Below are 15401 nucleotides of genomic sequence, written 5' to 3' on the forward strand. Positions count from 1 at the left end.
CTCCCTAGCCGTGGAACCCGAGTACGGTGACGAACTCCGCGCCGTCGGCGAAGCCCGTGCCGACCAGCGTGGTGGCGGGCTCCTTGCGCCCGAAGCCCCCGGAGTACCAGCCGAGCGGCGGCCCGGTCTCGCCGCGGTGCGCCCGCCAGGACAGCCCCGCGGGCAGGTCGAGCACCGCCGAGCGGTCCTCGCCGTCCACGGTCCAGGTGAGCACGGCCCGGTTCCCCACGAGCTCCGCGGCGATCGCCGGGCCGAGGTGGAACGCCAGCTCCACGGTCCCGCCCGGGCCCCGCACCTCGTCGACCACCCGCAGTTCCCGGCTCGCGGCCGTCAGCTCCACCCGGCGGCGGTGCACGGAGGGCCGGTAGCCGTCGTGCTCGGCGCACCAGCGGGACACCGCCGGGTTCGAGGTGTCCGCGACCAGGACGCGGCTCTGGGCGTGCCGGGTCCACAGGAACGGGCCGCCGGAGACGGACTGGTCACGGCCGTCGAGCCGCAGGGTGTTGTGGCCGAGGGTCGACCGGAAGTACCGCCTCCACTCGGGCTGCCCGTGGTAGCAGAACGTCCCCGGGTCGGCGAGCACGTCGACGCCGTCGTGCCGGACCTCCACGGACAGGGCGTCCGCGTGCCCGTGCGCGGCGATGGACAGGAAGCCGTGCGGGCCGCCGTCGCAGCGGACCCAGATGCCCCCCGGCGCCCTCATGATCGTCATGCCCGCGTCGGGGAAATGGACGGGCCGGTTCGCCGGCCGCTTCACGGCCGGTCCACCGGGCCTGATGAGCGCGGCCAGCAGCGGGGTGCGCACATCGGTGCCGGTGGCCTCCGGCCACCAGGCGAGCCGGCCGAACACGGCGTCGCCGGTGGCGAGGAGCGAGCCCCAGCGGTCGCTGCCCGCGCCGTCCACGATCAGACCGTGCCCGTCGTCCGAATCCCCCTGGCGGGGCGGCCGCAGCCGGTCGTCCAGGACGGCCGCGAGCACGTCGGTCATCCGCAGCAGGACGAGACGGGTGGTCGCGGGCACCGGCACGCCGGCGGCGTCGGCCTCGGCCAGCGCGGCCAGGCCGAGTTCGAGGACGAGGCCGTGGTACTCGGAAGCCAGCTCGCGGTTGAGGCCGGACAGGAAGGTGTTGCTCCGCAGATGCCGGTCGAGCGACCGCAGCGCGTCGTCCCGCCAGCGCGCCGAGGCGGGGAACCAGCCGAACGCGCAGGCCGCGGCGAACTGCCCGGCGGCCTCGGCGATGACGTGGTTGTTCGCCGACGACCCCCGGCTGGGGAAGGCGGCCAGCCAGCGCTGGTGGTACCAGACCTGGCGGAGCGCCACCGGGTTCTCCTCGAAGAGACCGGCCGCGCCCTGCCAGCCGTCGAGCAGCCGGCGGACCCACACCCAGGAGAGCAGTCGGATCCCCAGCTCGATGCCGCTCGTCCAGTGCACCCCGCGCAGCGGCGGGTTGGCCGCCCACCACGACCGCAGATGCGCGTCCACCCGCTCGGCGTACCGCTCGTCCCCGGTGACCGCGTAGGCGGCGGCGAGCACGGTGAGGTACTGGTGCCGGGACAGCTCCCAGATCTGCTTGACGTCTCCGACCGTCTCCTCGTCCCGGTACGGCACGTCGAAGGCGTACCCCGAAGGTGCCCGGCGCCCGGTCTTCGGGTCGAACCACCAGTCCGGGTCGGCCAGGTCGTCGCGCTCCACCCCGAAGTACTCGGCATGCCCGGCCATCAGCCGGTCCGCCTCGGCCACGAGACGCTTCGCGGCGTCCGGGGCCACCCGGTCGACCGTCCCGGCGGGGAGCACGGCGGTGAACCGGGCGCCGGTCACGCCGGGGAACTCCGGCCGCGCCGACCGCCACCGCCGCCTGCGCACCGCGTCGACCGTCCGCCCGCCGACCTCCCGCGGCCCCATCGCGGACAGCCGGCGCAGGTACCAGCCCGCGCTCGTCGTCATCGCTCGCCCGCCAGCGTCACCGGCACGCCGACCGCCAGACCGGCCTGCACGGCGAGGGTGGCCGCCGTGGTGGCGACGAGCGACTCCAGCGGCACCGGCATCGGTCCGCCGGTCCGCACGGCCCGGAAGAAAGCGGCCAGTTCGGCGTTCTGACCCTTGTCGCGGGCCTTGGGCAGCCGCGAACTGACCCACCGCTTGGGTCCGGCCGTGCTCTTCTCGAAATACACGGAGGCGCGGACGAAGTCGTCGAGCCGCAGCACCTTGCCGTCGGCGACCAGGTCGAGGGTCTCCTTGGGGAAGCCGGAGGCGCCGGTGGTGACGTAGCTGATGGTGGCGGTGGACCCGTCCGGGTAGCGCAGCACGACCTGGAGGTCCTCGTTGCCGGGGGTGGCCACCGCGTACACGGAGACGGGATCGGCGTCGAGGAGCCAGCTCGCCGTGTCGATGAAGTGACCGCCCTCGCCGGCGAACCGCGAGCCCTCGCTGCCCTGCCGGAGGTACCAGCTGCCGTGCTCGAGACGGCCGGCGTTGACCAGGTAGCGGAGGTTCGCGGGACCGGTCCGGGCCCCGAACCGCTGCTTCGCCTCGTGGAGCAGCGGCGCGAACCGGCGGTTGAAGCCCACCTGGAGCCGGTCGTTGCCGGACTCCTCCACCGTGGCGAGCACCCCGGCCAGCTCGTCCTCGCTGAGCGCCAGCGGCTTCTCCACGAACACCGACTTGCCGGCGAGCAGCGCCTTCCGGGTCAGGTCGGCGTGCGAGCTGTGCCGGGTGACCACGAACACCGCGTCGACGGACTCGTCGCCGAGCACGGCGTCGAGATCGGTGGTGGCGCGGGCGAAGCCGAACTTCCGCTGCGCGTTGGCCGCGGACAGCGCCGTCGTGGTGACGACCGCGGACAGCTCGACGCCCTCGCGCCCGGCCAGGTGAGGCAGCAGCATCGAGGTGGCGTAGTTGCCCGCCCCGACGAACGCGACCCGTACCGGCCTCCCGGCGGCCCGGGCCGGCGTGCGCTTCGCGTGCACCGCGGGCACGGCCACCGCCGGCGCCTCCGTGGCCTCCTCCGCCTGCTCGGGGTACCGGAACAGCACGGCCACGGCCTTCAGCTCGCCGTCCTTCAGCGACCGGTACGTCTCGACGGCGTCGTCGAAGGCGGCGACGTGCGACACCAGGGGCTCCACGTCGACGCTGCCCCGGGCCACGAGGTCGAGGAAGCACGCCAGGTTCCGGCGCTCGGTCCAGCGCACGTAGCCGATCGGATAGTCCCGCCCCTCCAGCTCGTACTCCGGGTCGTAGCGCCCCGGGCCGTAACTGCGGGAGAACCGGACGTCGAGCTCCTTCTCGTAGTACGCGTTCCACGGCAGGTCCAGACGGCACTTGCCGATGTCGACGACCCGGCCGCGGTCCCGGCACAGCCGGGCGGCCAGCTCGACGGGCTGGTTGCTGCCGCCACCGGCCGCCAGGTACACCTGGTCCACGCCGTGACCGCCGGTGAGCTCGGCGACGGCGGTCTCCACGGAGGCCGATCCGGGATCGCCGCAGGCCTCGGCGCCCAGGCGCTCGGCGAGCTCGCAGCGCGCCGGGTCGGGGTCGGCGCCGACGACCCGGACGCCCGCGGCGGCGAGGAGCTGCACCACCAGCTGTCCGATCAGCCCCAGGCCGATGACGAGCGCCACCTCGCCGAGCTGCGGCTCGCCCTGGCGTATGCCCTGGAGGGCGATGGACCCGACGGTGCCGAAGGCGGCGTGCCGGGGCGCGAGGCCGTCCGGGACCGGGGTGTAGAGGTTCTTCGGCACCCAGTTCAGCTCGGCGTGCAGCGCGTGCTCGTTGCCGGCGCAGGCCACGAGGTCGCCGACCTTCACGTCGTCGATCCCGGCACCGACCTGCTCGACCACCCCGCACAGCGAGTACCCGAGCGGCGTGTACGAGTCGAGCTTGCCCATCACCTTGCGGTACGTGGCGGGCACGCCGTTGGTCGCCACGCTCTGCACGACCTTGGCGACCTGGTCCGGGCGCGAGCGGGCCTTGCCGAGCATCGACATGCCGGCCTCGGACACCTTCATGAGCTCGGTGCCCGTGGATATCAGCGAGTAGGCGGTCCGCACGAGGACACCGCCCGGCTTGCACCCCGGCACCGGGACGTCGAGCACGGCCAGTTCGCCGCTCTTGTAGTTCTGTACGACCTGTTTCACCGAAGTCCTCTTGTTCTCTACGCAGTCAAGGAAGCGTTCTGGCCGGCCTGGGAGGTCGCGCCGCGGTACCAGTACTCAAGGGTCAGCACGTGCCACAGGTGCTTGGAGCGGTCCTGGTGCCCGGCGGCGTCCTCGGCGGCGAGGCGCGCCAGGGCGTCGCGGCGCAGGAAGCCGGAGCGGACGAGCTCGCCGTCGTGGATCACCTCGCGCACCAGCGGGGCCAGGTCGCGGCTCATCCAGGCCCGCAGCGGGGCGCTGAACAGGCCCTTGGGCCGGTACACGATCTCCCGGGGCAGGACCGAGGCGGCCGCCTCCTTGAGGACGGCCTTGCCCTGCCGTCCGACGATCTTGCGGTCGCCGGGCACGGTGAACGCCGCCTTGACCACCTCGACGTCCACGTACGGCACCCGCACCTCGGTCGACGCGGCCATGCTCGACCGGTCCGTGTACGCCAGGTTCAGGCCCGGCAGGAACATCCGGGCGTCGCCCAGGCACATGCGGTTGACGAAGTCGTCGAGCGCGTTGTCCTCGTACACGTCCGCGTGCTCGGTCAGCACGTCGTCGACCGTCCCGGCCAGGTCCGGATCGATCAGGCCGAGCAGCTCCTCCCGGTCGTACATGGTGTAGCTCCGCCGGAACGCCGTCTCCTCCGGCAGGTCGGCGAAGGAGAGGAACCGCTTCGCGAAGCGCACCGACCGGTACCCGCGGCGGGCCGAGGCGACCGGCAGCAGGTCCACGGCCCTGGACACGCCGCTCCGCAGCGGCCGCGGAACGCGCTGGTAGCGCAGCGCGACCAGGTTGGCCAGGTGCTTGCGGTACCCGGCGAACAGCTCGTCGGCCCCCATCCCCGACAGCATCACCTTCACCCCGGCCTCCCGGGCGGCCGAGCAGATCAGGAAGGTGTTGATCGCGGCGGGGTCGCCGATCGGCTCGTCCAGGTGGTACGTCATCCGCGGCAGCAGGTCGAGCACGTCCGGGGCGATCTCGATCTCGTGCAGGTCGACGCCGAACCGCTCGGCCACCTGCCGGGCATAGCGCAGGTCGTCCGGCATCGCCTCGAACTTGGCGTCCTCGGCGCGGAACCCGATCGTGTAGGCCGAGATCCCGGGCTGCTCGCGGGCCGCGAGCGCCGTCAGATAGCTGGAGTCGAGCCCGCCCGAGAGGAAGGTCGCCACGGGGACGTCGGACAGCAGGTGACGCCGGGTCGACTCCTCGACGATCGCGGCGAGATCCGGCCGCTCGCCGGCCAGGGCCCGCTCCCGGCCCTCGGCGGCGACCTCCTTCAGGTGCCAGAACCGGCCGCGCTCCACCCGCCCGTCGGGCCGGCACCGCAGCCAGCTCCCCGGCGGCAGCTTCTCCGCCTCGCGGAACGCGCACCGCGAGTCCGGCACCCAGTAGTAGAGCAGCGAGGCCACCAGGGCCGCGTGGTCCACCTCCAGGGATCCGCCGGTCACGGCGGCGAGCGCCTTCAGCTCGGAGGCGAACACCAGGCCCTCGCCGCGCCGCAGCAGGAACAGCGGCTTGATGCCCAGCTGGTCGCGGGCGAGCACCAGCTCACCGGTGCGCTCGTCGAAGATCCCGAACGCGAACATGCCGCGCAGCCGGGGCAGACAGTCCGTGCCCCAGCGCCGCCAGGCCTCCAGGAGCACCTCGGTGTCGGAGGTCCCCCGGAAGCGCACGCCCGCCGCCGCCAGCTCGGCCCGCAGCTCGGGCGCGTTGTACAGCTCGCCGTTGTACGTCAGGACGAGACCGCCCGAGACCATCGGCTGGGCGCCGGTCTCGGACAGGTCGACGATCGACAACCGGCGGTGCCCCAGGTGCACCTCCGCGTCACCGACGGGATGGCTGTACCGGCCGGCCCCGTCCGGGCCGCGGTGCGCGAGGGTCTCGGTGAGCCGGTCGGTCACTTCCTTCCCGTCGGGCCATCGGTACGTGCCTGCGATGCCACACATGTGCTACCGCGCCTCCTGGTCGCTGTCCGGGACCGTCGCCCACGCGGGCAGACGCTCCCTCCGCCGCCGGCCCGTGCCGTTCGCCCGGGCAGGCCCCTCGTTCTGGCCGCGCGGCGCGGCCTGCGGCCCCCCGTCCCACAGCGTGCCGTCGGTCCGGTCACGCGGATCGGGGTCGATCAGCACCACACCGAGCACGAGGATGCGCTGCTCGGCCAGCTGCCGCGCCACGGTGTGCAGCCAGGCCGCGCTGCCGTGCCCGGCCCGCACGACGAGCACGGTCCGCGTCCCCAGGTACGGCAGGTCGGTCCACGCCGCGCCGGGCCCCACCGAGCCGACGCCGAGCCGACGCTCCTGGTGCGCCACGGCCGTGGCACGCTCCAGACCGACCACGGTCGGGTCCCCGGGCCGCGGCCGGCGGCCGGAGAGCTCCGGGCCGGGCAGACCGTCGACGACGACCACCGGCCCGTCCTCGCCCAGGGACCCGGCGAGGTCGAGCGCGATCACGCGCGCGCCGTCCGCGCAGCCCAGTTCGAGGAGGGACATCGGCTCCGCGGAGCCGCGCGCGGTGCGGGCCAGGGACGCGGTGAGCCGGGTCCGCGCCGTCCGGGTCCTGCGGCGCTGCCACCGCCGGCCCGGCCGGCCGGGCAGCTCCGCGATCACCGAGGCCCCGAGGTGCGCCGCGATCTCCCGGCGCAGCACGGGACGGTCCGCCACCACCGTGCCGACGGCCGCCACCGCGAGCCCCAGGGCGAGTCCGAGGACCAGCCCGATCCCGGCGTCCTTGGCGAGGGTCTTGGGCAGGGAGCGCTTGACCGGGCGCGGGGCGTCGACGATCTGCGTGCCGGAGATCAGCCGGGGCGTGCCGATGCGGGCCTCCTCGGCGCGCTGGCTGAAATCGGAGATGCGCGAGGTGAGTTCGGCCCGGCGGGAGAACAGCGACTCCGTGTTCGCCGAGGCCTTCCCCGCGCCCTGCGGCGACTCGTCCCCGATCTCCTTGTTGACCCCGGCGAGTTCGTCCTTCAACCGGTCCCGCTGGTCGAGCAGGGCCTTGGCGTCGGCGTTCGCGGCCTGCTGTATCCGTCGCACGTGGTCCGCGACGAACGCGTCGGCCAGCGCCTTCACGCGGGCCACCGCCTCGGCGTCGCTGTCACCCGTCGCGTTGATCTGCAGCAGGTTGTTGGTGAGGCCGATCCCCTCGTACTCCTTCATGAAGTCCTCGGGCCTCTCCGAGGACTTGAGGGCCTTCAGCGCGTCACCGGCGATCCGCGTGGTCCGCAGCAGTGCGACATCGGTGCGGATCAGCGTCCCGGGGTCGTTCGGCTGGTCCTCCTGCCGGGCGACGAGGACCTTCGTCATCGCGGTCGGCGGCGTCGGCAGCAGGACCGCCGCCGCCGCGCCGAGGACGAGACCGAGCAGCGCGAGCGAACCCCAGAGCCGACGGCGCCTGAACACCGCCACCACCAGGGAATGCAGGTCGATCAGGGGAGCGGCGACCGGAGGCTCCGCGGTCGTACGTGTCGTCACGCCGAACCTCCCGTCGCGTCGGCGCCCACGGCGAGCACCGGCGTCGCGGCCTCCCGGGGCCGGCCGGCGGACCCCTTCGTACGGATCCGGACCGTGCCGGCCAGGACGGCGCCGACGACCTCGTGGCCGGCGTCCGCGCACGCCTCGGCGATGCCGGCGAGCTCACCGGCCGTCCAGTTGCCCGCGCTGAGCACGACGAGCGCGCCGGACGCGTCGTCGTGGTCCGGCACCATCGGCTCCGACACCGAGACGCCCACCACCCGCAGCACCGGGTCGCCGCCGGCCTCGGTGACGAGCTCCCCGGCGGCCCGGCGGGCGATCGGGTCGCCGTCCGGGACGACGACGAGCAGCGGCCGGGCGGCCGGCAGCCGGTCCCGGAGGCGGGCGCACGCCCGCCGGTAGCGGGTCCGCCGGCCGGCCTCGTCGCCCGAGGTCCGCGGGGGCGGGACGTCCCACCGGACGTCGGTCCCGAGGAGCCGGCGGATCCAGGTCCGCGGTCCGCGGCCCTCCGGCCGGTACGCGTTCCGCTCGGCGGGCACGTCGACGGAGCCGAGGAGCGCCACGCCGAGGGCCCCGGCGATCTCCCCCTCGGTGCGCAGCCGACGGCTCATCCGCGCCGCCGTGAGATGGCCTACCACCGTGACCAGGAAGAACAACAGCGCACCGGCGGCGACGAGTTGGATCCGCGTCGGCGGTGCCTCGCCGGTGGGCCGGGCCGCCGGACCCATGACGACCATGTGGGCCTTGTTCGACGTGGGATCGGCCTGGCCCAGCTTCTCGATGGACTCCTGCAGCGCGGTGCGCAGCCCCTCCAGCTCGGTGCGGGTCTGCACGCTCTCCACGTTCCGCCCCGTACCGGCCGCGTCGGCCAGTTCGGTGATGCGGCGGCCGGTCTGCGCGACGGTCCGCCGCAGGGTCTCGAGGCGCGCCGCCGCCTCGGGGTCGGCGTTGTCGCCCACGATCCGCGCGGCGAAGGCGACGAACTGCTCGGCCACCTGGTCGGAGAGCCGCTGTGCGCGCTCGGGCGTGTCGGCGGTGCCCGAGATCTGGATGATGTTTCCCTCGGAGGCCTTGGCGGTCACCTGCTCCTTCAGCTCGGTGGTGCCGACCCCCCTCCAGTGGAGCGCGGACGCCACGCGGTCGATCACCACCGAGCTGGTGGCGACCTCCGCCTGGGTCCGCAGCTCGCGCTCCTCCCACGCCCCCGGCAGCAGCACGGACGCCGACGTCGTGTAGCGCGGCGGGAGCAGCAGGGAGGTGCCGTAGCCGACGAGCGCACCCACCACCACGAGGATGGTGAGGAGCCGCCGGCGCCGGCGGAGAATCCGCCCGACCGTGACCAGGCGTATCGTGTCATCGCTCAACGGAGCGGCCTCGTCCCTTCCCCGTCGGGGTCGCCCGCCGACGCCGGAGCGTGGGGTCGGCAGGCTGCGGCGTAGGCGGCGAGCAGGGCCCGCTGGGAGTTCCGCCAGGAGAGCGGTCCGCCGATCCGCTCCTGGCCGACCTTGCCCATGAGGGCCCGCTTCTCCGGGTCGTCGAGCAGCAGCGCGACGAGCCGGGCGAACTCCGTCTCGTCGTTGGCGGGCGCGTAGACGGCGGCGTCACCGGCGGAGACCCGCGCCTCCCGGAGGTCGAACGAGACGATCGGCCGGCCCATGACCATGTACTCCAGGACCTTGTTCATGGTCGACACGTCGTTGAGCGGATTGTGCGGGTCGGGGGAGAGGCACACGTCCGCCGTGGACAGGTAGCGCGCCAGGTCGGCGTCCGGGATGCGCCCGGTGAACTGCACCTGCTCCGAGAGCCCGAGCTGCCGGGACAGCTCCACCATCGCGTCGAAGGTGTCGCCGCCGCCGACGAACACCGCGTGCCAGTCGGTCCGTCCGAGCTCGTCCCGCAGCCTGGCGAGGGCCCGCAGGGCGTAGTCGACGCCGTCCTGCGGCCCCATGACGCCGAGGTAGCACAGCAGATGGGGCTTGCCGCGCTTCAGCTCCGGCTCGGCCGGCACGGGGTGGAAGCGGTCGACGTCGGGCGCGCTGCGCACCACGAAGACGTCCTCCGGCCGCCGGCCGCCCCGGCGCACCGCGACGTCCCGGTAGCTCTCGTTCGTGGCGAGCACGACGTCCGCGGTCCGGTAGGTCAGCCGCTCCAGCGCGCACACGGCGCGGTAGAGCAGGTCCTTGCCGCGGTCGAACCGGGAGAGGTACAGCTCGGGCACCAGGTCGTGCTGGTCGAAGACGAACCGCGTGCCGCGCCGCTTCAGCCACAGGGCCGGCAGGAACAGCAGGTCGGGCGGGTTGCAGGCGTGGACCACGTGGACCGGGCCGACCTTCCGGGCCAGCCGGAAGGTGTGCCACAGAGCCGTCCCGTACTCCTTCAGGTATCCGGCCGGCCCGCCGGTGGCCGCGCGCAGCGGGTAGCGGTGGATCCGTATGCCGTCGATCTCCGCGAACGGCTCCGTGTCCCGCTTGCCGCCCCGAGGGCAGATGACGTTCACCTGCCAGCCCGCGTCGCGCAGCGTCGTGCACTCCTGCCACACCCGCCGGTCGAACGGCACCGACAGGTTCTCCACCAGGATCAGCGCGCGGCGGTCCCGCCGGACGCCCCTGGTCGTGTTACCAAGCAAGGCCCATGTACCCCGGTTCGGCCCGCCGCGCGTCGGCGTCGGGAAGGTGGATGAGGTCGACGATCACCGGGCCGTCACCGTGCGGCAGAGCCGACACCACGGCCGGGTCCCTGGTCCCGACCAGGCACACCTCGGCGTGCTCCAGCACCTCGTCGACGGAGTCCGTGAGCAGCTGCGCGAGGTGCGGCAGCCGGGACTCGATGTACTCGCGGTTGGCGCCGAGCAGCCGGGAGAGGTGCACGTTGGCGTCGTAGATCCGCAGGTCGTAGCCCTTGCCGAAGAGCCGCTCCGCCAGCTCGACGAGCGGGCTCTCGCGGAGGTCGTCGGTGCCCGGCTTGAAGGAGAGGCCGAACAGGCCCACCCGGCGCTTGCCGGTGCGCTCGACCAGCTCCACCGCGCGCTGCAGGTGGTCGGCGTTGGACGGCAGCACGTGGGAGAGGATGGGCACCGAGACGTCGGCCCGCTGCGCCGCGTGGACGAGGCTGCGCAGGTCCTTGGGAAGGCAGGAGCCGCCGAAGGCGAAGCCGGGCCGCAGATAGGCGGGGCTGATGTTCAGCTTGCGGTCGGCCAGGAACACGTCGATCACCTGGTGCGAGTCCACCCCGAGCGCCTGGCACACCGCGCCCAGTTCGTTCGCGAAGCCGATCTTGAGGCCGTGGAAGGCGTTGTCCGCGTACTTGATGGCCTCGGCCACCGGCACGGGCACCCGGAACACCTCGCCGGGCAGGCCCTCGTACAGCGCGGCCACCACGTCGCCGCTCGCCGCGTCGAGCTCGCCGATGACGGTCTTGGGCGGGTCGAAGAAGTCCCGCACGCTCGTGCCCTCGCGCAGGAACTCCGGGTTGACCGCGACCCCGACGTCCACCCCGGCCGTGCCGCCGACGTTCTTCTCCAGGATCGGCACCAGCAGGTTCAGGCAGGTGCCCGGGAGCATGGTGCTGCGGAACACGACGGTGTGCCGCCCGCCCCGCTCGGCGAGCGCGGCGCCGATCTCCTCGGTGACCCGCTCCAAGTACGTGGTGCACAGGCTGCCGTTGGGCTCGGACGGCGTGCCCACACAGATCAGCGACACCTCGCTGTCCGCGATCGCCTCGCGGACGTCGCCGGTGGCGCGCAGCGCCCCCGACTTCACGACCTCGGCGACGAGCTCGCCGATCCCCTCCTCCACCACCGGGGCCTTGCCGTCGTTGACCAGGTCGACCTTGACCGGGTTGACGTCCACCCCGATGACCTCGTGGCCCATGCTGGCCAGGCACGCGGCCGACACGCAGCCCACGTAGCCGAGCCCGAAAACGCTGATCCTCACGACCCGTTCCTCCCCCCAGGCAGGCCCTTCCGGCCTGCGGTCCGAGCTCCGGCTGTCCGCCGACGCCGCCCCCCGCGCATCAATAGGCCCCCTGCCCGTAGAGCACCGCACGCAGCGTCTTCCACAAGATCACCGTGTCCAGGGCGAGCGACCAGTCCTCCACGTACCGCAGGTCGAGGCGCACGGCCTCCTCCCACGGCAGGTCGCTGCGTCCGCTGATCTGCCACAGGCCGGTGAGGCCGGGCTTGACGAGGAGACGCCGCCGGATGTCCGGGCCGTACGCGGCGGACTCCTCCGGTAACGGCGGCCGCGGACCGACGAGCGACATCGACCCGGTGAGCACGTTGAGGAGCTGCGGGAGCTCGTCGATCGAGTACCGGCGCAGCACCGCCCCCACCCGGGTCACCCGCGGGTCCCGGCGGAGCTTGAAGAGCGGCCCCGCGCCCTCGTTGCGGTCGGCGAGCGCGGCGCGCGCGGCGCCGTCGGCCCCGGTGACCATGGTGCGGTACTTGAAGATGGTGAACTCGCGGCCGTCCTTGCCGACCCGGCGCTGGCGGTAGAACGCCCCGCCCCGGCTGTCCAGCACGACGAGCAGCGCGACGAGCGCCATCAGCGGCGCGAACAGGAGCAGCAGGACCGCCGCGCCCAACCGGTCGACGACGCCCTTGATCGCCCGGCGGCCGCCGGTGAAGGTCGGCATGCTGACCCGCAGCAGCGGTATCCCCAGCACCGCGTCGACGTGCAGTCGCGGGCCGGCCACCTCCATCAGGACGGGGGCCACGACCATCTCGGCCTCGCTGCCCTCGAGGTTCCAGGCCAGCCGCCGCAGCCGGTCCGGCGACCAGTGCGGGTCCGGGGTGACCGCGACGACCCGGTAGCCGTCGTGGCGGACGTGCTTGGCGACGTCCGCCAACTGCCCGACGACCGGCACCCCGTCCAGCAGGTCGCCGTCGAGGCCGCGGCCGTCCGTCGTGCACACCGCCTCCACGCGCCAGCCGAGGTGCGGGAACTTGCGGGTCCGGGTGATCAGGTCGCGCACGGTGTCCGGGCTTCCGGCGGCCAGCACCGGTCGCAGGCACCGCCCCTCCTTGCGCTCCTTGTGCAGCCAGAGGCGCAGCAGGTACCGCGCCGTCATGGTGACGAGGGCGATCGCGGGGATCGCGACGAATATCCAGAGCTTGATGTTGCGCGAGGTGAGGGCGATCCCGCCGAGCGCCAGGACGACGGTCGCCGTGAACAGGGAGCGGCCGAGCCGGCGGAACTCCTCGGCGCCCTGGCCGAGCACGGCAGGCGCCCATGCCCGGCTCACCGCCAGCGCCCCCAGCACCAGGAGCTGCGTGCCGAACGCGAGGATCCCCCATTTCTCATGCCAGTTGGCCGCGTCCCGGACTCCGAAGAAGTCGCCGATCGCCGTCACCACGAAGGCGGTGGCCACGGTGTCGCTGATGATCACGGTACGGCGGTAGCGCTGCTCCCACTCGACCGCGGGCCGGCTTGTCGCCCCCTCCGCCAGGCGCTCGCGCGCAGACGGAAACGGACTGACTAGTCCCCCTTGCCGCACAGAACCCCCCAGGTCCCCAGTGGTACGACGTGTGCGCCCGACACTCCCCGGGAGGCCCCCGCCCTCCCCGGCGCATGACATCCCGGCTCTTCCAGAGCCACTTCGACAACTCATCCCGGCGGCAGCGGACTTGTCCGCCCCGCCGGGCACTCGAGGTGCACGGAAATCCGTCGAGACCCCGGGTGCTCCCCGCACCCGACGCCCCTCGCGGGCCCCCGGAAACGATCGCCCCCATGCCCGGCGCCGAGGAGTCGGCTCGTGGCCTTCCGCGGTACCGGACCTATGGATCGTTAATGGTCGCCTCGTGCCCGAACAGCTGAAGCACGGTCAATCTAGAGCATCGCGGGCCGATATGAAGAGGGATTGTGTGAAATTTGTGCGCGCCCCCCAAGGCTGGCCGGATCCATCGATCGGTGACCGCTTATGGGTGCTTTGGCGCCCCTCCATGGTCCAGCAACTCGGCTGATGCCAGCGAGTGTTCGCCTCCGCTGTGATCAGGGTCACTCTGCCGGTCCGTGATGTTTCGCGGGGCCGATCCGCTGGAACATCCGGCGGGATTGCCGTCCCGCCGCCCCGACAGCCTGTCGGGAAAGGCCTGTCGGCCGTCTGACAGGATGGATGTCCTCCGGTTGTTCCGCGGGGGACCGGGTTCATGGGTGTACGGGGTGTGAAGAGGTCGGGTGGGCGAGGGAACGGGGCACGCGCCCGCCGCGGCACACGACCCTGAGAACCGGGCCCGGTTCGGTCCGGAGCACGACGCCCGGTTCGGTCCGGAGCACGACGCCCGTCTCGCCGAGGCCGTCGAGCGGGCCCGGCGGGGGGACGAGGGGGCGTTCGCGGAGGCCTACCGGATCGTCCACCCCGGACTGCTCGGCTATCTGCGCGGCATCGTCGGCGAGGACGCCGAGGACGTCGCCTCCGACGCGTGGCTGGAGATAGCCCGGGACCTCGGCCGGTTCCGCGGCGACGGCGCGGGCTTCCGCGGATGGACCGCGACCATCGCCCGCCACCGGGCCCTCGACCACCTGCGGCGCGTACGGGCCAGGCCCCGTCCCACCCGGTTCGAGCAGGACCTGCTCGAACTCCCGGCCGCCGCCGACGCGGCCGACGAGGCGCTGGAGGCGCTGTCGACGGAGCGGGCGCTCGCCCTCGTCGCGGGTCTTCCGCAGGACCAGGCCGAGGCCGTGCTGCTCCGGGTCGTCGTCGGTCTCGACGGCCCTTCGGCCGCCCGAGTACTGGGCAAGCGTCCCGGTGCGGTACGGTCCGCCGCACATAGGGGATTGAGGCGACTTGCGAAACAACTCACGGGGAGAGGGAGGTGACGGATGCGTGACGAACCGCGGGACGGAGATCCGGCGGAGCTGCTGAGAGCCGCTCTGAGCGGCGACCGGGGGGACGGGAGCGTCGGCGTCGCCGGTGAGGAGGCCGCTCTCGCCGCCTTCCGGGAGGCCCGTGACGCGGGGCTCCACGGGTCGCTGCCCACCCGCGACCGTGACGACTGGACCCCGGCCGCCGAGCGGCGCCGCACCTGGCGTTCGCCGAAGGCGGCCGTGGCCGCGCTGGTCGCGAGCGTGACGCTCGGCGGCGTGGCCGTCGCCGCCGGCGACCTGCCCGAGCGCTTCCTCGGCACCACCGCCCCGACCTCCGGGCCGCGCCCGACCCGTTCCACGCCCGGGCCCGCGGAGCCGGGCGCGACGGCCGGTACGGGCGGCGGCGCGGTCCGCACCCCCGCACCGCCCGGCACGACAGCCCCCCTGCGTCCGGAGAAGGACCCTCCGGAGCTCCCCGGCAGGAGCCGTGACGCCCTCTGCCGTGCCGTCGAGAAGGAGAAGGGGCGGACGAAGGACAAGGGCAAGGACAAGAGCAGGGGTGAGGGCGGCGACAAGGTGACGGGCAGGGCGTCCACGTCCGCCGCCTGGCAGCGGCTCGTGGCCGCCGCGGGCGGCGAGGAGCTCGTCCCCGAGTACTGCCGGCACGACCCTCGTCCCGCCCGCACCCCGCCCCCCGCGCCCCGGTCGAACAACGGCACCGGCCGCGGCGACTCCTCGGACAACCCGGGCAAGGGGGTCGGCCGGTCGCGCGCCGACAAGCCCTGACGGCTCCAGGACGTGCCGGGCGCCGCGGCCCCGCCGGACGCCTTGCCGGGACTCGCCGGACGCCCCCCCGGGACTCGCCGGACGCCCCCCGGGACTCGCCGGACGGCCCCTAGGTGTTCTGTCCCGGGAGGTTGTGGACGGGTGATGCAGGTCTCGGCTGAGGGATCTTGAACGGGTGAGGGCCTTCCCGGTTCGGTGTGGA

General features: G+C 73.5%; 10 protein-coding genes. 2 read left to right on the forward strand and 8 right to left on the reverse strand.

What is annotated here, in order from left to right:
• Positions 1-4 precede the first annotated feature (4 nt).
• From ACFYUZ_RS31105 to ACFYUZ_RS31140, 8 genes are all read right to left on the reverse strand, one after another.
• Complete coding sequence (locus ACFYUZ_RS31105) at positions 5-1945, reverse strand: alginate lyase family protein (protein ID WP_389314824.1); 1941 nt, start codon at positions 1943-1945, stop codon at positions 5-7.
• Positions 1942-4134: a bi-domain-containing oxidoreductase gene (locus tag ACFYUZ_RS31110; protein ID WP_389314826.1), complete on the reverse strand. Its 2193-nt coding sequence runs from the start codon at positions 4132-4134 to the stop codon at positions 1942-1944. The genes ACFYUZ_RS31105 and ACFYUZ_RS31110 overlap by 4 nt, the downstream gene beginning before the upstream one ends.
• Positions 4135-4151: 17 nt before the next feature.
• The gene (gene asnB, locus ACFYUZ_RS31115) at positions 4152-6086 is read right to left on the reverse strand and encodes an asparagine synthase (glutamine-hydrolyzing) (protein WP_389314828.1); all 1935 of its coding nucleotides are present in this window, start codon (positions 6084-6086) and stop codon (positions 4152-4154) included.
• A gap of 3 nt (positions 6087-6089) precedes the next feature.
• Complete coding sequence (locus tag ACFYUZ_RS31120) at positions 6090-7610, reverse strand: Wzz/FepE/Etk N-terminal domain-containing protein (RefSeq protein ID WP_389314830.1); 1521 nt, start codon at positions 7608-7610, stop codon at positions 6090-6092.
• Positions 7607-8974 carry a Wzz/FepE/Etk N-terminal domain-containing protein gene (locus ACFYUZ_RS31125; RefSeq protein ID WP_389314831.1) on the reverse strand — a complete coding sequence of 456 codons (1368 nt, stop codon included), beginning with the start codon at positions 8972-8974 and terminating at the stop codon, positions 7607-7609. Before ACFYUZ_RS31125 ends, ACFYUZ_RS31120 begins: the two co-directional genes overlap by 4 nt.
• On the reverse strand, positions 8971-10236 hold the full coding sequence (locus ACFYUZ_RS31130) for a glycosyltransferase family 4 protein (RefSeq protein WP_389314833.1): 1266 nt from the start codon (positions 10234-10236) through the stop codon (positions 8971-8973). Before ACFYUZ_RS31130 ends, ACFYUZ_RS31125 begins: the two co-directional genes overlap by 4 nt.
• Positions 10226-11542, reverse strand: coding sequence for a nucleotide sugar dehydrogenase (locus tag ACFYUZ_RS31135; protein WP_389314834.1), 1317 nt, complete (start codon positions 11540-11542; stop codon positions 10226-10228). Before ACFYUZ_RS31135 ends, ACFYUZ_RS31130 begins: the two co-directional genes overlap by 11 nt.
• A 79-nt stretch (positions 11543-11621) precedes the next feature.
• Complete coding sequence (locus tag ACFYUZ_RS31140; protein WP_389314836.1) at positions 11622-13103, reverse strand: sugar transferase; 1482 nt, start codon at positions 13101-13103, stop codon at positions 11622-11624.
• A gap of 680 nt (positions 13104-13783) precedes the next feature.
• On the opposite strand from ACFYUZ_RS31140, the gene ACFYUZ_RS31145 reads away from it, so the two are divergent.
• Both ACFYUZ_RS31145 and ACFYUZ_RS31150 read left to right on the forward strand, forming a co-directional pair.
• Positions 13784-14425 (forward strand): RNA polymerase sigma factor, encoded by a 642-nt coding sequence (locus ACFYUZ_RS31145; protein WP_389314838.1) that lies wholly within the window; start codon positions 13784-13786, stop codon positions 14423-14425.
• 3 nt (positions 14426-14428) lie between these two features.
• Positions 14429-15199: a hypothetical protein gene (locus ACFYUZ_RS31150; protein WP_389314840.1), complete on the forward strand. Its 771-nt coding sequence runs from the start codon at positions 14429-14431 to the stop codon at positions 15197-15199.
• Positions 15200-15401: the final 202 nt, after the last annotated feature.

Origin of the sequence: Streptomyces sp. NPDC004266 (genome assembly GCF_042874095.1) — a bacterium.
In the GTDB taxonomy this organism is placed as follows: Bacteria; Actinomycetota; Actinomycetes; order Streptomycetales; family Streptomycetaceae; genus Streptomyces.